Genomic DNA, 19,188 nt, shown 5'->3' on the forward strand with positions numbered 1-19,188 from the left:
ATACGCCGCCAAACTGACACTACCGTATCGCCAGGTTTTACGACTGCTGTGCAGCAGATCGCGGGACAAGCCACGCTCCTACAGGATCGGGTTTCAAGCCATGCGCTTGGCGACTCGCGTTTCATCCCAGCGGGGCAGGGATGATCGTGCTGTGATCCCCCATGAACTGCTCCAGTCGTTTGCGCAGCCAGCGCTCTGCAGGATCGGTGTCCATCACGCTCAGCCAGACCATCGACAGCTCCAGATTGGGCGTGATGAACGGCAGCGGCTCTCCTCGCAATATCCCCGTCTTGTTCAACGCCAGCGTCAAGTGATCCGGCAGGTTACACAGCAGGTCCGTGCCGGCCATGAGAGCCGGCAGCGTGCTGTATTGCGGCACGGACAGCACCGCTTTGCGCTTGCGTCCGATCGCCGCCAGCCACTCATCCGCGAAGCTCGAAATATTGGCGACATGAGACACCACCACATGCGGGCGTGAGCAGTATTCGTCCAGCGTGATCGGTTCCTGCGAATCATCGGCCCGCGCGACCATCGGCTGCATGGTGCGCAGCAGTTTTCGCTTGGCATTGGCCGGCAGTTCGCGGGTCAGGCATACGGCGACGGTAATCTCACCGGACATGAGCAGATCTGAGACATTCCAGAAATTGACCTGTTTGATGACGATGACAATGTCGGGCGCTTCCTCGCGGATCGCGCGCAGCAAGGGCGGCAACAGGCTGTACTCGACGTCGTCGGACAGGCCGATGCGAAAGGTCATGTCGCTGCTGGCCGGATCGAAATCCCGGGTCAGGCTCAGGGCCACGGACATGGCGTCGAGCGCTGGCGACAGATGATGAATGATCTCGTTGGCCCGCGCGGTGGGCTCCATCCGGTGGCCTACGCGGATGAACAGCGGGTCGTTAAACAGCGCGCGGAGACGGTTCAAGGCGGCGCTGATCGTGGGTTGGCCGAGGAACAGTTTCTCGGCGGCACGGGTCACGTTGCGCTCCTGCATCAAGGTTTCGAACACCACCATCAGGTTGATATCGGCCTTGCGCAGCTCATTGCGATTCATACATCGTCCCCGTAGGCCGGCATGTGTCATCCATTTTGTAACGAAATGATGGGCAACAGTTTATGGATCGCCGTTGGTTCACGTCCAGCGCAACCCAATGTTTCGTGAATCAAGGGGCTAACCGATCAGGCGGGGATCAACGCCAGGAGACGTCGGAGGTGACGACGGCAGCGAATGTGCTGTGTCATTCAGCATCCATGCTCCTCTGGCGCCGCGTTCGTCTGATCTCGGCGACTTCAAGTCGTCTAATGCAGGTCTTGCGCCCACGTGGGATCAATCCCAATGAACTTCCTTCCAGCCTCGTCAGTCAGCATGGAAACGCTCATCATGAGGCTCGACATTCCATGCAGATTTCCTTGAAAGGTCAGGTTGCGCTGGTCACCGGCGCCAGTTCAGGGCTAGGGGCGGGCGCGGCAAAAGGGCTGGCAGACGCCGGAGCGGCCGTGGTGATCAACTACCACTCGCAATCCGAACCCGCTGAAAAGCTGGCTGAGCAGATACGTGCCGCAGGCGGACAAGCCATTGCCGTGGGTGCCGATGTATCGAAGGAGGACGAGGTCGAAACGCTGTTCGCCGAAATCATCAAGGCCTTTGGCAGGCTCGACATCCTCATTGCCAATTCCGGTTTGCAGAAAGATTCGCCCATCGCCGAGATGACCCTGGAAGACTGGAACACCGTCATCAACGTCAATCTCACAGGCCAGTTTCTCTGCGCGCGGGCCGCCCTGCGCCAGTTCGCCCGGCAAGAAATCCGTCCCGAGGTCTCCCGCGCTTTGGGCAAGATCATTCATATGAGCTCGGTGCATCAGGTGATTCCGTGGGCCGGGCACGTCAATTACGCGGCGTCCAAAGGCGGGGTGGACCTGCTGATGCGCAGCATCGCTCAGGAAGTCGGCGAGCAAAGGATCCGCGTGAACAGCATTGCGCCCGGCGCGATCCGTACCGCGATCAACACGAAGGCCACGTCCGGTGACGCTGAAAAGAAACTGCTGGAGCTGATTCCTTACGGGCGTGTTGGCGAAGCTGAGGACGTCGCCAATGCGGTGGTCTGGCTGGCGTCCGACGCGTCCGATTATGTCCACGGCACCACGCTGTTCATCGACGGTGGCATGAGCCTGTACCCGGAGTTCCGCAACAATGGTTAACCCTGCGGGACACCCTCAACAGCCTCAGAACGGCTTACGCGACGAGGCGCAGAACCCCATCGAGAACCACGGCATCATCGGTGACATGCGCAGCGCCGCACTGGTCGCCGACACCGGCAGCATCGATTTCTGCTGCTGGCCCGATTTCGACAGCCCCAGCATTTTCAGTGCACTGCTCGACACGCCGGACGCCGGGATCTTCCAGTTGTCCCCGCTGTTGCCCGACGCCCGCCGGCAGCAGCTGTACTTGCCGGAAACCAACGTCCTGATGACCCGCTGGATCGCCAAGGATGCGGTCGTTGAAGTCACCGATCTGATGCCGATTGCCTCCGATGTCGATGACTTGCCGCGCCTGGTCCGTCGCATTCATGTGCGCCACGGCACGGCGCGCGTGCGCATGCTGTGCCGGGTGCGCCACGATTACGGCCGTGCGGACACTCAGGCTCAGATGGCGGGCGAGGACGTGCTGTTCACTGCTCTTGAGCAACCAGCCCTACGCCTGTCAGCGACCACGGCCTTAACGATTGAAGGGCAGGCGGCCGTCGCCGAGTTTGAGATGGAACAAGGCGAAATCGCTGAGTTCATGCTGGGCGGTGCAGACGACGAGCAGGTCAAGGCCACTCGATGCGACTGCGACCTCAAGAGCACGGTGAATTTCTGGCAGCACTGGAGCCGGCATTCCAACTACCGGGGTCGTTGGCGCGAAACGGTCAATCGCTCGGCGCTGGCGCTCAAATTGTTGACCTCACGCAAACACGGCGGAATCGTCGCTGCGGCCACTTTCGGACTTCCGGAAGAAGAGGGCGGCGAGCGCAATTGGGACTATCGCTACACCTGGATTCGCGATGCGTCCTTTACGGTCTATGCGTTCATGCGCCTGGGATACACCGAAGAGGCCAACGACTTCATGAAGTGGGTGCGCGAGCGCATGGGCGATTGCTGCGAAGAATCCACCCGGTTGGGCATCCTCTATGCGCTGGACGGCCGTGAAGAACTTCCGGAAGAGAATCTTGAGCACCTGTCAGGTTATGGCGGCGCAACGCCGGTGCGCATCGGCAACGAAGCGTACAAGCAGACGCAGCTCGACATCTACGGCGAGTTGATGGACGCAGTTTACCTGGCCAACAAGTACGGTGAAGCGATCTCCCACGAAGGCTGGAAACATGCGACCCGGCTGGTCAATGATCTGTGCGAGACCTGGAACACCAAGGACGTCGGCATTTGGGAGATGCGCGGGGACGATCAGCATTTCCTGCACTCCAGGCTGATGTGCTGGGTGGCGCTGGACCGCGCGTTGCGCCTGTCGCTGAAACGTTCGCTGCCCGCACCTTTTGAAAAGTGGGACAAGACACGCCAGGCGATTCACGATGACATTTGGGAAAACTTCTGGGACCCGGAACTTGGGCATTTCGTCCAGCACAAGGGCAGCAAGAACCTGGATGCGTCGATGCTGTTGATGCCGCTGGTGAGGTTCGTCGGCGCCAGCGATCCCAAGTGGATCAAGACGCTGGAAGCCATCGAGCGCACGCTGGTGCGCGATGGCATGGTGTTCCGCTACCGCAACGACGACGATTACGGGGATGGCCTGAAGGGTGACGAAGGCGCCTTCGTGGCGTGCTCGTTCTGGTACGTCGAGTGCCTGGCGCGGGCCGGACGTATCGAGCAGGCGCACCTCGAGTTCGAGCAACTGCTGCGCTACGCCAACCCGCTGGGCTTGTATGCCGAAGAATTCGACACCCACGGCCACCATCTGGGTAACACGCCGCAGGCGTTGAGTCACTTGGCGCTGATCAGCGCGGCGAGTTTTCTTGATCGCAAACTCGAAGGCAGCCAGACGCTCTGGCAGCCCTGAACAGAGGAGAAGTGTCATGGCTCACGCGTTTAAGGTCGGCGATCACGTACGCTGGAACTCTGATGTCGGGCATGTGACAGGTAAGGTGACCAAGGTCCATACCAAGGACTGCGAATTCATGGGCCGCCACCGCCCCGCGTCGCAGGACGACCCGCAGTACGAAGTCAAAAGCGACAAGACCGGGCATCTGGCGATGCACAAGGAAGGGGCGTTGGAGAAGGCGTGAGTATGTTGGGTGAGCGCGTTTGGTAGCGCTTCAACCGTCGGCAAGCGCGCTCCTACGGCCAGTGGCCAGATCAAGGGCCTAAAACGTGTCGCTTGCCCGCTTCTGCCGAAGGCGTAGGAGCGTGGCTTGTCCCGCGATCTGCCGGGTACCGGCAGTAAACCCGGGGGATGCGGTCTTGCTGACACACCAAGTTGCCTGACTTTACTGCCGCTTCGCGCCAGATCGCGGGACAAGCCTCGCTCCTACAGCCTGCGGCAGAAGTCAAAAGCATTGAGACGTGTCGTTCGCCTGCGCCCAGAATCAAAGGCCTTGAAACGTGTCGCTGGTCCGCTTCTGCCGAAGGCGTAGGAGCGTGGCTTGTCCCGCGATCTGCCGGGGACCGGCAGTAAACCCGGCGGATGCGGTCTTTCTGACACACCGAGTTGCCTGAATTTACTGCCGCTTCGCGCCAGATCGCGGGACAAGCCACGCTCCTACGGCCTACGGCCAGAATCAAAAGCCTAGAACGTGTCGCTTGCCCTGCGGCCAGAATCAAAAGCATAGAAACGTTTCGCTCCCACGCTTCTGCTGAAGGTGTAGGAGCGCGCTTGCCCGCGATCTGCCGGGCACCGGCAGCAAACCCGGCTGATGCGGTCTTGCTGACACACCGAGTTACCTGACTTTACTGCCGCTTCGCGCCAGATCGCGGGACAAGCCACGCTCCTACGGCCTACGGCCAGAATCAAAAGCCTAGAACGTGTCGCTTGCCTGCTTCTGCCGAAGGCGTAGGAGCGTGGCTTGTCCCGCGATCTGCCGGGCACCGGCAGCAAACCCGGCTGATGCGGTCTTGCTGACACGCCGAGTTACCAGACTTTACTGCCGCTTCGCGCCAGATCGCGGACAAGCCTCGCTCCTACAGCCTGCGGCAGAAGTCAAAAGCATTGAGACGTGTCGTTTAGCCTGCGGCCAGAATTAAAGCTCAGAATCGTGTCGCTCCCACACCCTGCGGGCAGACGCATTACGCGCTACTTGGCCCTTAACTCATACCCCACCGGCAACGTTTGCAAATCGAACCGGTCGGCGATTGTTCCGCAATAACTGGTGCGCGCCAGGTACGCGCCAGGTCCTTTCAGATACGCGTCAATGTTTTCCACTTCCTCGCACAGTTCAAAGGTCCGGTTCTGCAGGACGCCCGCTGCCTGGGCCGAGCGCAGGGCACCGTTGGGGGTCCAGTCGGAGATGATCAGTGATCCCTGCGGGGCTGATTTTTCGTAGCTCAGGACGAACTGCTCGGCGGAGCGGTCTCTCAGGTAGGGCGTCATGAAATAGTGGATATCGTCCCTGAAGGGCAACGCTTCCTTGTGGGTTGGCAGATTGACGACGCCGCTTGAATAGATGGCGAAGACCGCCAGAATGGTCACCGGCGCCGCCAGCGGAGAGGCATTGACCAGCGTCGCAGCTGCGGTGCGTTGCAGCAGGGCCTGCAGTTGTATCACGCCGAGTATGCTCAACAGCACGGCGCCCGGCAGGAAGAAGGTGAAGCGATCGGTGACGTTGTAGGAGACGGCGAAGATGAAGTTCATCATCGCCGCGCACCATAACAGGCGTAATTTCGGGTTGTTGGGGAACACCACCAGCCCCAGCAATTGCGGCCCGATTAACGACAGCATCAACAGCATGACGGAGTTTTTCTCGTGCCACATGTCGTCGAAGCGGAACAGCGACCCTTGCCAGCTTTGTTCCATGGCGCGGTCGGGAATGCCGATCAGGTAGCGATGCCCGATGTCGTAAAGCCCGACGCCAGCTCGCAGCTCGTTGGCGACGCCGGGGAACGCCACGCTGAAGCCCAGTGCAAACCCAGGCAGCGTGATCAGTGTGCGCCATTTGTGCTGCCACAGCAGTTGCACGTACAGCGGAAACAGCACGATGAAGGTCAATTGATGAATCGCCGCTGCAAGCCCGGTCAACACGCCGATCAGGAACAACTTCTGCAACGCGCCCAGGCGAAACTTTTCATCGAACTGCAGCATGTAGGCCAGCGTGACGAGTACCGCGTGCAACAGGTAAACCTCTGCCTTGGTCGAGACCCAGAACACGCAATGGCACAGGATCGCGGCGGCGGCGGAGAGCAGAGCAAGCTCCGTCGTGGCGCCCACGCCTTTGGCCAGGCGGTACATGGCCCATGCCAGCGGTATCAGCAGCAGCGAGTTCATGAAACTCAGCACCAGCGGACCGAACCCGGCGTAAAGCGCGGTGGTCACGAACAGGTAAAGCGGATGGTCGAGCGGTCCCAGGGTCTGGCTGAAATACACGCCTTGGGACGCATCGGCGAGGAAGATGCCGTTGTCCATCCATTGAATCGGCCCGCTCGAGGCGAGAAAACTGGCGATGATTGCCCCGATCACCAGCAGCAACGGAATCACCGTTGCCGCTCGATAACGTACTGCTGCCATCATGAACTGCACTCCTGTCCCTGTCTTACGCTATGAATCGTGTGATTGAACCGGTTGGCCTTCGGGCGTTCTTTCGCCGTTGAGCCTGAACAACATCAGCGCGCCAATGGCCACGGCGAACCACAGCGTGGCCAGGCGAATCAGCACCGTGGCCGCCACCGCGTCGGCGCTGTTCATGCCTTTCCAGACCAGCAGGCCGACCATCACCGCTTCTGCGCCGCCGAGGCCGCCGGGCATGAAACTCACCGCGCCAGCCAGCATCGCGAGGGCGTACACGAACACCGCGAAGGTCAGCGGAATGTCGGCGCCCATCCACTTCAAAATCCAGTCGAAGGCCAGTGCTTCGGCGCTCCAGGCGATCACGCTGAGGATCGTCAGGCCGAGCATCAGGCGCAGGCGATGACACTGTTGGGCGTGCAGCAACACCTCTAGCAGGTGCCGCAGCAACCCGATGACTCTGCCGCCTTCGGTCGGCACCATCAGCGTCAGGCGTTCGAGCAAACGACGCTGCGACAGCACCAGCAAACCGACCATCACCAGTGCGACGCCGACCACGATCATGGGCAGCGCTTCGGGGTACAGCGACAAACCGAACAGCGTCAGCAGCACCACCGCGAACAGGTCCGACAGTCGCTCGCTGAAAAACGCCGCAAAGCTCTGCGGATACGGCACGCCCCAACGCTTGAGCAGCACGCCGCGCAGGGCTTCACCGGCCTTGCCGGGGGTGGTGGTCAAGGCGAATCCGGCGAGGTAAATGTTCAGGCTCGGGCGCCAGGGCATCGGGTGACCCAGCACCTTGAGGTAGGCCTGCCAGCGCACGAAACGCAGGCCGTAGTTGACCGAGGACATAAAAAGCGCGATGACGATGCCGACCAGACCGACTTCGCTCACCGCCGCGCCGACCGCATGCCATCCGCCCCACAGCGAGAAGCCCAGGTAACCCAGCGCTGACCCCACCACCGACAGCAACACGGCGCGGTAACGCCAGCCGGACAGGTGCAGCTGTTCCTGTGAGGCAACAGGGTTCACAGGTTCAGCCTCTTGAACACCGGTTGCGGGATCGAACGAATGATCAGCATGATCAAGCCCCAGAACCCCGGCGCGTAAAGGGTGGGTACTTTGTTGGCGATGCCTTTGACGATCCGTTGCGCCACTTGGGCCGGTTGCGCGAGCAGCGCGGCGGGCAGCGACAGGCCCTGAGTCATCGGCGTGTCCACGAACCCCGGTTTGATGGTGGTGACGTGAACCCCGACCTTGAACAGCCGCGCCTGCAAGCCTTCGCAATAGGTCGACACGGCGGCTTTGGCGCTGCCATACAGGTAGTTCGAAGGCCGTCCGCGGTCTGCTGCCACCGACGAGATGATCGCCAGGCTGCCGCAACGCTGGGTTTCGAACTGCATCGCCAGGCAGGTCAACAAGGCGATCACCGAGGTGCAATTGTTGGCGAACTCGCGCAAGGCGAGATTGACGTCGCGTTCGCAGGCTTTTTGGTCGGGCAGGGTGCCGTGGGCGATCAGGGCGATGTCGATCTGACCTAGGGCAGTCAGGCATCGTCCCAACATCAGCGGGTGAGCGTCGATGTCGTTGGCGTCCATCTCGTGCAGGGTCACGTTCTTCGCCCCGCGCGACTTGAGGTCGGCGGCGGTCTGCTGCAGTTTGTCGACGTTGCGCGCGACGAGGAAAAAATCGCTGCCTTCGCTGGCCCACAACCGGGCGCAGGCGCTGGCGATGGCCGAGGTAGCGCCGATGATCAGCACTTTTTTCGATGCGTTTTTCATAACAGTACGCGGCTCCAGAAACGGGACATCAGGGAGGGATCGCGCAGCGCTTCCAGTCGCTCCCAGGCGGGGTACGCCTGACGAAAGTCCGCGCCGCTCATATGGGCATCCTTGGCCGGATACAAGCGGCCTCCCGCAGCCCGGACGATGTCGTCCAGACGCGGGAATACAACGTTTTCCAGGTGTTCGCTCTGCGGGAAGTCCAGCGCCAGTGACGTGCCCGGCATCGGGAACGACAACAGGCCCGGCGAACGCACATCACCGCAACGTTTGAGCACGGCGAGAAACGAGCCTTGCCCGGAATCGGCAATCGCCCGCAACAGTTCACCCATTGCAGGCTCGGCATTGGTCGTCGGAATCACGCACTGATACTGCTGAAAACCCCGGCGACCGTAGATGCGGTTCCAGTGCAGGATCCGGTCGAGCGGGTAGAAAAACGGTTCATAGGCACTGCGTCCGAGGGTTCGTTGACTCGGGTGCACACGCCAATACAGGTTGTTGAGGGCACCAAGCGAAAGTTTGTTGATCAGCGAAACCGGCGGGGTGATCGGCATGCTGAGCTTCGGCCGCCGACCGACTTCAAGCGAGCCATATTGCGCGTGATCACCGACGATGAACACCCCGCGTCCGGTGTTGGCACTTTTGGCCAGGCAGTCGACCCACGCCACGCTGTACTCGTGTTTGTCGTCGAGTTCGTCGGACAGGCTGAAGAACTCCGCCAGATGGGCGAAGCGCACGGTGGTGGTGTCGATCTGGCTGGCGCGAATCGGCATCAACTGGAGTTCTGCCCAGTGAATGATCCCGGTCAGACCAAGACCGCCAATACTCGCTGAAAACAGCGATGCGTTGACGCTGGGCGAACAGACCATTTCCGGCTGCCCGTGGCGCAACAGCCCGAAGCTGCGAACGTGGCGGCCAAAGGTGCCGCGCACATGATGGTTCTTGCCATGCACATCGTTGGCGATGGCGCCGCCGACCGTGGCGTACTGGGTGCCCGGCGTCACCGGCAGGAACCAGCCGCGAGGAATGGCAACCGCCAGGACGTCGGCCAGCGTGATGCCAGCCTCGACCTTGAGCACGCCGCTGTCCCAATCCGCCTCGATCAGACGATCCAGCGAGCGCATGTGCAGCACCTGATCACTGGAGGCCAGGCAACTGTCACCGTAACTGCGGCCGTTGCCATAGGGCAGGCTGGTGCTGTGCTCGCCGATCACCTTGTCCAGATGCGCGGGCAGATCGTCCAGCCACACGCAGCTGTGGCCTCGCTGCGGATTGTGGGGAAACCGTCCCCAGGAATACAGCGGTGCGCTCATGCGGCAATCCAGAACATCAGGAGGAAGACAGCGCCGATCAACTGGCTGGTGCGGTCACGAATCGCGAACACCACCGGGTCTTCGTTCATCAGGCCGCGATGGGTCAGCATCCACACGCGGGTCACCCAGAACAGCAGAAGCGGGCAGGCCAGCCAGATGACATGAGGGGTGACGTACAGGGCAGTGGTTTTGGCGTCCTGGATGTACAGCGCCAGTACCATCACCGCCAGATAACCCGACGAGGCACCCAGTGAGGCGATCATGTCCAGATCGCCAGGGTAGTAGCCGCGTCCGCGGGCCATGGTGGTGACTTCGCGCACCCGCGCATCGCGTAATTCGGCGTAGCGTTTGACCATGGCGAGGCTGAGGAAGATGAACATCGAAAACGCCAGGATCCAGAAGGTCAGCGTCAGGTTGAATGCCGCCACCCCGGCGATGATCCGTGAGGTGTACAACATGGCAAGTACGATCACGTCTACCGCCATCAGGCGTTTGAGTTGCAGGGAGTAGGCGAGGGTCAGAGCGTAATACGCCGCCATCACGGCGGAGAACTGCCACGGTAAAAGCAACAGCGCTGCACCGAATGCCGCGAGCAATAGCGTGGGCACGGCGATCAACCCGGCCTTGATCGACAGGCGGCCGCTGGCGAAAGGACGATTGCATTTGCTCCTGTGGTGACGGTCGTCGCACAGGTCCAGCAAGTCGTTGAGGATGTAAACGCTGGAGGCGCAGAGGCCGAAGCAGAAGAAGGCAAACACTCCATCCCGCATCAGGTCGAACTGGGTGAAACGATGAGAGGCGAGCAAGGGCACGAAGATCAGGGCGTTCTTCAGCCATTGGTGCAAGCGCATCGCCCTGCGCCAGTCGCGCAGGCTGGCCGTGTTGGTGCGCAGGGTCGGCTCGACCTGAGCCATTGCCTTGACGCGCCCCTCGACGCCAGGATCCGGGTTAACCACGTAGGCCTGGCGAGACACCGTCCAGATCGGTAAATCATCTTTGGAGTTGCCGATGTAGTCGAAGCCGCCCTCGCCATAATGCGCAACTAACAGGTCGCGTTTGTTATTGCCGGACAAGTTACGGTTGGCGTTGGAGGCCAATACCAGATCGAACAGTTGTAAATGCTCGGCAATACGCTCCGCCAGGCTTACATGGCTGGCCGTGGCGAGCACAATCATTCGTCCGGTGGCCTTTTCGGCAGTGATCAGTTCAATGATCTGCGGGTCATACGGCAGCACGGCGACATCGATCTGCGTCTCCAGCGCCAGGCCTTCCTTGAGCGCAGCCTTGCCCTTGAGCAGCCAGCCCAGCAGTTTGTATACCTTCAACGGCTGGCTTCTGACGAAGGCCATCGCCGTTTCCATCAGCAGGTCCGAACGCAACAGAGTGCCATCCAGATCAACTACCAAGGGCGGGAAAGTTTCTTGAACTCTTCCCTGAATTCTTGCCATGTCGAATGCTCCGTAGCGAGTCCATCCGACTATAAACAAAAACGTTTTTTCACAACTTCATTTAAATTAAATGGCTTGCCGATACTCGGCGGGCCGTTGGCGTCAGAATAAACGGCGCACAGGTGAACAAACTTTTCGCGATGAGGGTTTCACTTTTGAAACACTCGGCGTCGATTAATTGGCGACCAACTAATGACTGTAAACCGGTTGAAACCCGGCCTTGCGCAAATTGTGTTGCGACAGCAGGCGCATGACGTAACCGATCTTGATGAGGGTCGGGCCGATGATGGTCATGGCGTGCAGACTGATCAGCTCAAACAGATTCAGCTGCAGATCCAGCAGGTAGGCGCCGACGATGCCCGTCAGCAGCATGGCCAGGCCGACCAGCAGAACCCGGGTGGAGAGGCGCAGGACGTTGGCGGGTTGGAGGAAGAAATCAAACATGGCGGTAACTCCTGTTCAGTGAAGGCATGGCCATTGCCGATGCCATTACTCAAGCTGTATCAGTATCCATGCCAGTTTTAGTGTGCTTGCAGATCATGAGGTTGCGTGCAGTGAGTCAAAACGACCTCTAATACTCGCTGTCGTTTTAACCTGCGCGGATGTCATAATGACCGCGTTTTCGCCTTCCTCATCTGGATCGCTGCATCTGGAGTCCGCATGACCAATCCCCTGTTGCTCGCGCTTGTACCGCTTGTTGCCGACCTCTCTCGTGATCTCCCGGATGACGAGCGCTACCGCCGGCTGTTGCGCTCATTGCGCCAGCTGTTGCCGTGCGATGCCGTGGCCCTGCTCAAGCTTGAGGACGATGTGTTCGTGCCGCTGTCGGTGGAGGGCCTGAGCCCGGACACGCTGGGGCGTCGTTTTCGTCTGGGCGAACATCCGCGCCTGGACATCATTGCGCAGAATCGTCAGCCGACGCGTTTCTCCACCGACTGCGACTTGCCGGACCCTTATGACGGGCTGGTGGACGGGCTGCACGGGCATCTGGAAGTGCACGACTGTCTGGGCTGTCCTCTGTATGTGCAGGACACGTTGTGGGGATTGATCACGCTGGACTCACTGGACCCCTCCAGTTTTGGCAGCGTCGATCTGGACAACCTGCAAGCGTTTGCCAGTCTGGCGGCAGCCACGGTGATGGCCAGCGAGCGCATCAACCAGTTGGCGCGCGGTTTCGAGGACCAGCGGCAACTGGCAGAGGTCTACAAGCGAGCGGCGGGCGGGCGAGGGCCGCGAGAGCTGATCGGACAAAGCGCGGTGCATAAACGTCTGCAACAAGAGATCCAGCTGGTGGGCAACAGCCCGCTGACCGTGCTGATCACCGGTGAAACGGGCGTCGGTAAGGAGCTGGTGGCCGAAGCCATTCACCTGCAATCGCCACGTGCGCAGAAGCCCCTCATCAGCCTGAACTGCGCCGCGTTGCCCGAAATGCTGGTCGAGAGCGAGCTGTTCGGCCACGTCAAAGGCGCGTTTTCGGGCGCCGTGAGTGGGCGAAGCGGCAAGTTTGAACTTGCCGATGGCGGTTCTATTTTTCTGGACGAAGTGGGGGAGTTGCCGCTGCCGGTTCAGGCCAAACTGCTGCGGGTCTTGCAGAGCGGACAATTGCAGCGCGTCGGTTCCGATCAGGAGCACCATGTTGACGTGCGCATCATCGCCGCGACCAACCGCGACCTCGCCGAAGAAGTCCGCGCCGGGCGTTTTCGTGCCGACCTCTATCACCGCTTGAGCGTGTACCCGCTGGTGGTGCCTCCGTTGCGCGAGCGGGGCCGCGATGCCTTGTTGTTGGCCGGTTACTTTCTGGAAGAAAACCGCGCGCGGATGGGACTGCGCAGCCTGCGCATGAGCGCCGAGGCGCAGAAGATGCTGCTGGCGTACCCATGGCCGGGCAACGTTCGTGAGCTGGAACACCTGATCAGCCGTGCAGTGCTCAAGGCGCTGTCGAGTCACCCTGAAAGGCCGCGAATCCTCACCATCGAGCCTCAGGCGCTGGGACTGGAGGACGACATGCAGATTCCAGCCACCGCGCCGCCAGCGCTTGCCAGCGCCTCTCCTGTGGTCAAGCCGGGAGAAGGGTTGAAAGAAACCGTCGATGCGTTCCAGACGGTGGTGATCAATGATGCGTTGGCGCGCCATCAGGGCAAGTGGGCCGAGGTAGCCCGGGAGTTGAACCTGGACCGGGCGAATCTCAGCCGGCTGGCGAAGCGGTTGGGGATTCGCTAGGTAGACAATTTTTCACACGCTGCAGCAGTGAATGCCATCCCTGTAGGAGTGAGCTTGCTCGCGAATGCGGCATGTCAGTCGCATTCATAGTGACTGGCGCTACGCATTCGTGAGCAAGCTCACCCCTACAGGGATCTACGTGGGGCCTGTGAGCGTGAACGCTTACACCTGGATATCGATTGCATTGAACACGCGGCAGAAACATGGATTTCTGTTAGCAACACCGAACCTGTGGGAGTGAGCTTGCTCACGAAGGCGCAATGCCAGTCGATATCAAAGTGACTGACATGCCGCATTCGCGAGCAAGCTCACTCCCACAGATCAGTCTGCTGACAACCGTCAACGTTCCGGACGGGTATGGAAATCCCCTTTTTCCGGCACCATTTCGGTGCCGGGTTCAAAGCCGGTCTTGGGGTTGCAGCCTTCGTCGACCGGGTCGCAGTCGGGCTCCACAGGGTCGGGAACCGTTTCCGGAAATGTTACGTCTTGCGCGTTTACGTCAGGGTTTTCGGGGCGTGAACCGCTCATGATCTCCTCCAGCCAAAGGCGACAGTGGTTGGAGGAGTCAAGCACATGGATGCCAAGGTCGTGGGATAAAAGGCCTCAGCGGTGGGCAATGTCTTCCAGTGCCAGGTTGCGCGTCCGTGGACCGAAGGCGCCGATGGTGATGATCACGATCAGCATGCTGATGACGATGAACGTCAGCACCCCTGGCGTGCCGAAATGGTCGAGGAACAGCCCGATCAGCAGGCTGCTGAACACGGTCGACAGTCGACTGAACGAGTAGCAGAACCCCACGGCGCGGGCGCGGATGTTGGTGGGAAAGAGCTCGCTCTGATACGAGTGGTACGCGAAGCTCAGCCAGGCGTTGCAGAACGTGATCATCACGCCGCAGACAATCAGCCCGGCCGCGGTGCTTTGCTGGGCGAACAAGGTGCCAAAGACCATGGCGCCCAGGGCGGAGCCGACGATTTGCCATTTGTTCTCGAAGCGGTTGGCGAACTTCACGAACAGCAGCGGGCCCAGCGGGTAGGCGAGGGTAATGATGAAGGCGTACGCCAGGCTGTGCGTCACGCTCACGCCTTGCCCCGAGAGCAACGCGGGCAGCCAGTTACCAAAGCCGAAGAAGCCGATGGCCTGGAACACATGGAACACGATCAGCATCAAGGCCCGGCGGCGATAGGGCGGCTGCCAGATGTCGGCGAAGCGGCCTTTGCCTTCCACCGCAACGCTGTGGGTCTGCGGTTCGTCCAGCGCCTGGCCATGGTCTTTCACGCAGCGTGCTTCGAGGTCATCCATGATCTTTTCGGCTTCGGCAAAACGCCCATGCTGAGCCAGCCAGCGGGGCGACTCGGGCAGCCGCGAGCGCAACCACCAGATGAACAGCGCAAACACCGCACTGGCCAGCACCACGAAGCGCCAACCGGCGATGCCAAACGGGTCTTGCGGCACCAGCCACCAGGACATCAGCGCCACCGAAGGCACTGACAGAAACTGGACGAAGAAGGCGAACGCGAACGCCGAACTGCGCATGCGCTTGGGTACCAGTTCCGACAGGTAGGCGTCGATGGTCACAAGTTCGATGCCCAGGCCGATGCCCACCAGAAAACGCATGCAGATGATCCCCAGCGCCGAGGTCTGCATGCCCATCAGCACGGTGGCGACGGTGTACCAGATCAACGCGAAGGTGAAGATCGCGCGGCGACCGAAGCGGTCGGCAATCGGGCTGAGCAAGCTGGCGCCGAGGAACAGCCCCAGAAAGGTCGCCGACGCGAATGCGGCCTGATCGGAGAAACCGAATACGCCTTGCGCACCGGTTGCAAAGAGACCGGCGCGAATCAGACCGGGGCTGATGTAGGCGGTCTGGAACAGGTCGTACAGTTCGAAGAAGCCGCCAATGGACAGCAGCGCCACCAGCTTCCAGATCGTCGCCACGGCGGGCAGACGGTCGATGCGGGCGGAGATCAGCGCGGCGCGAACCGGGTCGACGCCATCAGTGGGCTGTTGCGAGGCATCAGAGGTGCCAAAGGTTTGAGACGGGGAGGACATTATTGTTTTCCAGATCCGTGGGACGACGCATGTTAGAGCTTTTACAGAGATTCAAGACAAAACATTTCTGCGAGTTTAAGCTCCGTGGCTGATTAATAGCATTCGCCGGACTCCCGTGAAATACAGACTCCCGACCACCGCAACCGCTCCGTTCTGCCCCTCAGCCGTGACCGACAGCGTGGCCATCCCGGCCAACGCGTCCTTTCTGCGCAAAATGATGCTGTTTGTAGGCCCCGGCCTGCTGATCTCCATCGGCTACATGGACCCCGGCAACTGGGCCACGGCCATCGAGGCGGGCTCGCGTTTCGGTTATGCGTTGCTGTTCGTCGTGGTGCTGGCCAGCCTGTCGGGCATGGTCCTGCAGAACCTGTGCTCGCGACTGGGCATCGCCACCGGCCGCGACCTCGCCCAACTGTCCGCCGAGCGCTACAGCCATCGGGTCGGGATGGGGCAATGGATTCTGGCCGAACTGTCGATTCTGGCGACCGACCTTGCCGAAGTGCTGGGCGCCGCGCTGGCGTTTCATCTGCTGCTGGGGGTGTCGATTACCACGGGCGTGGCGTTGACCGCCTTCGACACGGTGATCGTGCTTGCGCTGCAAGGCGCCAACTTCCGTCGTCTGGAAGCGATCGTGCTGGGCCTGATCGCGACCATTGCCACCTGCTTCTTCATCGAACTGGTGCTCATCAAACCGTTCTGGCCGGACGTCGTCGCGGGCCTGAAGCCGTCGTGGGACGTGCTGAGCCAGCAAGAGCCGCTGTACATCGCCATCGGTATTCTGGGCGCCACCGTCATGCCGCATAACCTGTACCTGCACTCATCGGTGGTGCAGACCCGGGTCAACGGCACATCGGTGGAGAGCAAGGCCAGCGCGATCCGCTATGCGCGGGTCGACACCATTGCTTCGTTGAGCATGGCGCTTGTGATCAATGCGGCGATCCTGATCCTCGCCGCTGCGGCGTTCCACGGCACCGGCCATGCCGATGTGGTGGAAATCCAGGACGCTTACCACCTGCTCGACCCGCTGGTGGGCGGTGCACTCGCCAGCGTGCTGTTTGGTGTCGCGTTGCTGGCGGCGGGGCAAAGCTCGACCTTTACCGGCACCATCGCCGGTCAGGTCGTGCTTGAGGGTTTTCTCAATGCCAAGATTCCCTGCTGGCAGCGCCGCTTGATCACCCGTGCACTGGCATTGATCCCGGCGCTGATTGGCGTCATCTGGTTCGGTGACGGCGCGGTGGGCAAGATGCTGGTGCTCAGCCAGGTCGTGCTCAGCCTGCAACTGCCATTTGCGCTCTGGCCCTTGATTCGCTTCACCAGCGACAAACAACTGATGGGCCCGTTCGCCAACAACGCCGTGACCAAGACGCTGGCCTGGGGACTGTTCGGCTTGATCTCGGCGGCCAACCTGGCGTTGATGTTCTTCTGGATCAGCTGATCGTTCCAACGCTCCGCGTGGTAACGCCTATCCCGACGCTCCGCGTCCTGGGCGCATTGACGCAGAGCGTCAGGGTCTGCATGCCCACGCAGAGCGTGGGCACGATCAAAAGAGTTTGCCCGGCCTCTAGCCCTGATCGTTCCCACGCTCCGCGTGGTAACGCCGATCCCGACGCTCCGCGTCCCAAGCGCGTTGACGCAGAGCGTCAGAGGCTGCATGCCTACGCAGAGCGTGGGCACGATCAAAAAAGGGTGTGCCCGACCTTCAACTCAACAAAATCCCCCGCGCCATCCCCGTCGCGGCGATGACGATGATCACCATCAATGCCGCTTCCATGTGGCTGATGCGCGCGAAGCGCCGTGAACGGGAGGTATCGATGGGTTGGTTGCGCTTGAATGCGATGCGCCATTTGATCAGAGCAAACATCGGCACTACTTCCAGCGCGAGAATCGCGACGAATGCCGTCATTTTCAGGTGAAACAGCGGCTGATGCAGGTAATAGAACGAGCCTTTTTCCAGTCCCCCAAACGCCCGAAATGCACCTGTGATCAGCAGCAGCCCGGCCGACAACCCCCAGATGTTGTCGACCACGAACACATCTCGAAAAGAGCGCGGGTCGTCGGTGCGCAGCCGCCGCAGCGCCCGCCCTCGCGCCAGAACCGCCGCCAACGCAAAGCCGAAAGCCAACAAGTGCAACGCAGCCACAACCCATTTAATGAGCATGGTTCAACTCCCCCGAGCGATGTCTAAAGCAAGCGTCAACAGAGCAAGCTTAGCGGGTCGTGGGCGTTATGCCTTGTTGCTGACTTCACGACGTCGTTATTGAAAAGGTCCGATGCAAATCGATGTCATCTTTCATGTTTTTCGCTACTGCGCTTGCGGCTCGGGTGCACGAAGTCGATGTAAAAAGCGGAAATGCCAAACACCGATATTGCAGAAACAATAATCAGACCGATGACTGAGTTATCCACGTTGATAATCCATCAAGACGCCCGCAGGCAGAGACGCTATTGATCCCTTAAATACTCTGCGTCGCAATGAATACGACGGTATCTTTACGCGCGTGATGAGTACCATGACGCGACTTATACAACCCTGGCATCGGGCGGATATAAAACAACCGCAGCGCGAAGTTTGTCTGCACCGAAACAACTCATGCCCACGAACTCCTGATGGCTGACCGGCATGTATTGGCAATCCATCGCCAGACGTTGCTGACTGTGATCGACGTCAGGGTCATGCAAGTACACGAAGTCGGCGTCGCAGCCGGCGACCAGCACCCAGTGCGGGGCCTTGGAACGGGTGAGCCGATAGCTGCTGATCAGGACAAGCGCGAGCGCATGGCTCGTTTGCAGGTGCAGCAGGTCGAGTGCAGTGCTGCCCAAATGGCGCACCTGGCTGTCTGCCAGTTCGCGACTGAACTCCTCGTGCACCAGGCGCATGACCTCGCGTTTTTCCTCGCTGCGCACGCCTGCCAAAAACAGCGGGCCTTTGACCGACACCTGCAGCCCGACGTCGAAGCCACGGCGTAGCGCCGCCAGCGCCAGCCCCTGTGGGCTGCAGCCGCCATGGCCTGAGGTCATGAACACGGTTGTGGCCTCTCGCCAGATCTGCACCTCTTCATGGCGCTGCATGGAACGCCCTGGCTGCAAGGCCTTCATGGCCATCAACAGGCACGCGGGCCCACAACTGAAATCCAGCGTCTGCGCGTAGTAGGGCACTTGGCGAGGAACGCTCACGGCGAAATCGCGGATGCGCTTTTCGTAGCGCAGTGCCGGAGCATGGTCCGCGTAGTAGTCGTCGATGTGATCGAACAGGCGATAGCCGTTGCGCTCGTACAGGCGGATCGCCGACGGATTATCGGGCCGCACCTCAAGGCGCAGATAAGCGCACTCGCGGTCCATCGCGCAACGTTCTGCCTGCTCGAGCAATTGCTGGCCCAAACCCTGGCCACGAGCGTGTTCACTGATGGCCAGCGAGTACAGCCGGCCCAGCGAAGTGCCGCGATGAAACAGCACCAGCGCGTAACCCGCCAGCCGATCCTCGGCTTTTGCCACCAGCAGGCATGCATTGGCGCGACTGACCATCCACTGAAAGTTGCGCGCATTCAGCCGATCGGTTTCAAAACACTGATTTTCCAGGGCCAACAGTTCGTCTACATCGGACAGTTGGGCGAGGCGATATATAAAGTTCATGTCGGCGACCGTAAAGAGTGAGTAACGAAACGGGACATTTC

Annotated in this window: 16 protein-coding genes; 5 read left to right on the forward strand and 11 right to left on the reverse strand. The window is 60.6% G+C overall.

Annotation, left to right across the window (positions count from 1 at the left end; genetic code table 11):
- Positions 1 to 121 precede the first annotated feature (121 nt).
- Entirely contained in the window at positions 122 to 1,054 is a 933-nt protein-coding gene (locus tag ABDX87_RS24990; RefSeq protein WP_346830284.1) for a LysR family transcriptional regulator, read from the reverse strand.
- Between the two features lie 344 nt (positions 1,055 to 1,398).
- On the opposite strand from ABDX87_RS24990, the gene ABDX87_RS24995 reads away from it, so the two are divergent.
- From ABDX87_RS24995 to ABDX87_RS25005, 3 genes are read left to right on the forward strand one after another with little or no spacing between them, the layout of a single operon-like run.
- Positions 1,399 to 2,199 carry an SDR family oxidoreductase gene (locus ABDX87_RS24995; RefSeq protein WP_346830285.1) on the forward strand — a complete coding sequence of 267 codons (801 nt, stop codon included), beginning with the start codon at positions 1,399 to 1,401 and terminating at the stop codon, positions 2,197 to 2,199.
- Complete coding sequence (locus ABDX87_RS25000; protein WP_346830286.1) at positions 2,192 to 4,051, forward strand: glycoside hydrolase family 15 protein; 1,860 nt, start codon at positions 2,192 to 2,194, stop codon at positions 4,049 to 4,051. Before ABDX87_RS24995 ends, ABDX87_RS25000 begins: the two co-directional genes overlap by 8 nt.
- 16 nt (positions 4,052 to 4,067) lie before the next feature.
- On the forward strand, positions 4,068 to 4,277 hold the full coding sequence (locus ABDX87_RS25005) for a DUF2945 domain-containing protein (protein WP_346830287.1): 210 nt from the start codon (positions 4,068 to 4,070) through the stop codon (positions 4,275 to 4,277).
- 1,004 nt (positions 4,278 to 5,281) lie between these two features.
- Here the strand turns inward: ABDX87_RS25005 and ABDX87_RS25010 are convergent.
- The 6 genes from ABDX87_RS25010 to ABDX87_RS25035 form a co-directional block, all read right to left on the reverse strand.
- On the reverse strand, positions 5,282 to 6,709 hold the full coding sequence (locus tag ABDX87_RS25010; RefSeq protein ID WP_346833614.1) for a DUF2723 domain-containing protein: 1,428 nt from the start codon (positions 6,707 to 6,709) through the stop codon (positions 5,282 to 5,284).
- Positions 6,710 to 6,739: 30 nt separating this feature from the next.
- A complete protein-coding gene (locus tag ABDX87_RS25015) occupies positions 6,740 to 7,738 on the reverse strand; it encodes a lysylphosphatidylglycerol synthase transmembrane domain-containing protein (RefSeq protein WP_346830288.1) in 999 nt (332 codons plus the stop codon).
- Entirely contained in the window at positions 7,735 to 8,487 is a 753-nt protein-coding gene (locus ABDX87_RS25020; protein ID WP_346830289.1) for an SDR family oxidoreductase, read from the reverse strand. Before ABDX87_RS25020 ends, ABDX87_RS25015 begins: the two co-directional genes overlap by 4 nt.
- Positions 8,484 to 9,800, reverse strand: a complete 1,317-nt coding sequence (locus ABDX87_RS25025; protein WP_346830290.1) for an FAD-binding oxidoreductase — start codon at positions 9,798 to 9,800, stop codon at positions 8,484 to 8,486. Before ABDX87_RS25025 ends, ABDX87_RS25020 begins: the two co-directional genes overlap by 4 nt.
- Complete coding sequence (locus ABDX87_RS25030) at positions 9,797 to 11,248, reverse strand: UbiA family prenyltransferase (RefSeq protein WP_346830291.1); 1,452 nt, start codon at positions 11,246 to 11,248, stop codon at positions 9,797 to 9,799. The genes ABDX87_RS25025 and ABDX87_RS25030 overlap by 4 nt, the downstream gene beginning before the upstream one ends.
- A gap of 189 nt (positions 11,249 to 11,437) precedes the next feature.
- The gene (locus ABDX87_RS25035) at positions 11,438 to 11,692 is read right to left on the reverse strand and encodes a transmembrane sensor/regulator PpyR (protein WP_346830292.1); all 255 of its coding nucleotides are present in this window, start codon (positions 11,690 to 11,692) and stop codon (positions 11,438 to 11,440) included.
- Positions 11,693 to 11,908: 216 nt separating this feature from the next.
- Here ABDX87_RS25035 and norR point away from each other — a divergent pair, with 216 nt between their 5' ends.
- Positions 11,909 to 13,468 carry a nitric oxide reductase transcriptional regulator NorR gene (norR, locus tag ABDX87_RS25040; protein ID WP_346830293.1) on the forward strand — a complete coding sequence of 520 codons (1,560 nt, stop codon included), beginning with the start codon at positions 11,909 to 11,911 and terminating at the stop codon, positions 13,466 to 13,468.
- Positions 13,469 to 13,807: 339 nt separating this feature from the next.
- Here norR and ABDX87_RS25045 read toward each other — a convergent pair whose 3' ends face one another.
- Together ABDX87_RS25045 and ABDX87_RS25050 are read right to left on the reverse strand one after the other, a co-directional pair.
- Positions 13,808 to 13,996 carry a hypothetical protein gene (locus ABDX87_RS25045; RefSeq protein ID WP_346830294.1) on the reverse strand — a complete coding sequence of 63 codons (189 nt, stop codon included), beginning with the start codon at positions 13,994 to 13,996 and terminating at the stop codon, positions 13,808 to 13,810.
- Positions 13,997 to 14,071: 75 nt separating this feature from the next.
- Positions 14,072 to 15,517 (reverse strand): MFS transporter, encoded by a 1,446-nt coding sequence (locus tag ABDX87_RS25050; RefSeq protein WP_346830295.1) that lies wholly within the window; start codon positions 15,515 to 15,517, stop codon positions 14,072 to 14,074.
- Between the two features lie 178 nt (positions 15,518 to 15,695).
- Here ABDX87_RS25050 and ABDX87_RS25055 point away from each other — a divergent pair, with 178 nt between their 5' ends.
- Positions 15,696 to 16,952: an Nramp family divalent metal transporter gene (locus tag ABDX87_RS25055; RefSeq protein WP_431061278.1), complete on the forward strand. Its 1,257-nt coding sequence runs from the start codon at positions 15,696 to 15,698 to the stop codon at positions 16,950 to 16,952.
- 264 nt (positions 16,953 to 17,216) lie between these two features.
- Here the strand turns inward: ABDX87_RS25055 and ABDX87_RS25060 are convergent, their stop codons facing one another.
- Positions 17,217 to 17,675 carry a DUF2214 family protein gene (locus ABDX87_RS25060; protein WP_346830297.1) on the reverse strand — a complete coding sequence of 153 codons (459 nt, stop codon included), beginning with the start codon at positions 17,673 to 17,675 and terminating at the stop codon, positions 17,217 to 17,219.
- Positions 17,676 to 18,037: 362 nt separating this feature from the next.
- Complete coding sequence (locus tag ABDX87_RS25065) at positions 18,038 to 19,147, reverse strand: GNAT family N-acetyltransferase/peptidase C39 family protein (RefSeq protein ID WP_346830298.1); 1,110 nt, start codon at positions 19,145 to 19,147, stop codon at positions 18,038 to 18,040.
- Between the last annotated feature and the right edge of the window lie 41 nt (positions 19,148 to 19,188).

This window comes from Pseudomonas abietaniphila (assembly GCF_039697315.1).
Lineage (GTDB): Bacteria > Pseudomonadota > Gammaproteobacteria > Pseudomonadales > Pseudomonadaceae > Aquipseudomonas > Aquipseudomonas abietaniphila_B.

Excerpts from the sequence above, each read along its gene's own strand:
- ABDX87_RS24995 (WP_346830285.1), top strand. The coding sequence starts at position 1,399 with ATGCAGATTTCCTTGAAAGGTCAGGTTGCGCTGGTCACCGGCGCCAGT.
- ABDX87_RS25045 (WP_346830294.1), bottom strand. The coding sequence starts at position 13,996 with ATGAGCGGTTCACGCCCCGAAAACCCTGACGTAAACGCGCAAGACGTA.
- ABDX87_RS25050 (WP_346830295.1), bottom strand. The coding sequence starts at position 15,517 with ATGTCCTCCCCGTCTCAAACCTTTGGCACCTCTGATGCCTCGCAACAG.
- ABDX87_RS25035 (WP_346830292.1), bottom strand. The coding sequence starts at position 11,692 with ATGTTTGATTTCTTCCTCCAACCCGCCAACGTCCTGCGCCTCTCCACC.
- ABDX87_RS25010 (WP_346833614.1), bottom strand. The coding sequence starts at position 6,709 with ATGGCAGCAGTACGTTATCGAGCGGCAACGGTGATTCCGTTGCTGCTG.
- ABDX87_RS25060 (WP_346830297.1), bottom strand. The coding sequence starts at position 17,675 with ATGCTCATTAAATGGGTTGTGGCTGCGTTGCACTTGTTGGCTTTCGGC.
- ABDX87_RS25025 (WP_346830290.1), bottom strand. The coding sequence starts at position 9,800 with ATGAGCGCACCGCTGTATTCCTGGGGACGGTTTCCCCACAATCCGCAG.
- ABDX87_RS24990 (WP_346830284.1), bottom strand. The coding sequence starts at position 1,054 with ATGAATCGCAATGAGCTGCGCAAGGCCGATATCAACCTGATGGTGGTG.
- ABDX87_RS25005 (WP_346830287.1), top strand. The coding sequence starts at position 4,068 with ATGGCTCACGCGTTTAAGGTCGGCGATCACGTACGCTGGAACTCTGAT.
- norR (WP_346830293.1), top strand. The coding sequence starts at position 11,909 with ATGACCAATCCCCTGTTGCTCGCGCTTGTACCGCTTGTTGCCGACCTC.
- ABDX87_RS25030 (WP_346830291.1), bottom strand. The coding sequence starts at position 11,248 with ATGGCAAGAATTCAGGGAAGAGTTCAAGAAACTTTCCCGCCCTTGGTA.
- ABDX87_RS25020 (WP_346830289.1), bottom strand. The coding sequence starts at position 8,487 with ATGAAAAACGCATCGAAAAAAGTGCTGATCATCGGCGCTACCTCGGCC.
- ABDX87_RS25065 (WP_346830298.1), bottom strand. The coding sequence starts at position 19,147 with ATGAACTTTATATATCGCCTCGCCCAACTGTCCGATGTAGACGAACTG.
- ABDX87_RS25000 (WP_346830286.1), top strand. The coding sequence starts at position 2,192 with ATGGTTAACCCTGCGGGACACCCTCAACAGCCTCAGAACGGCTTACGC.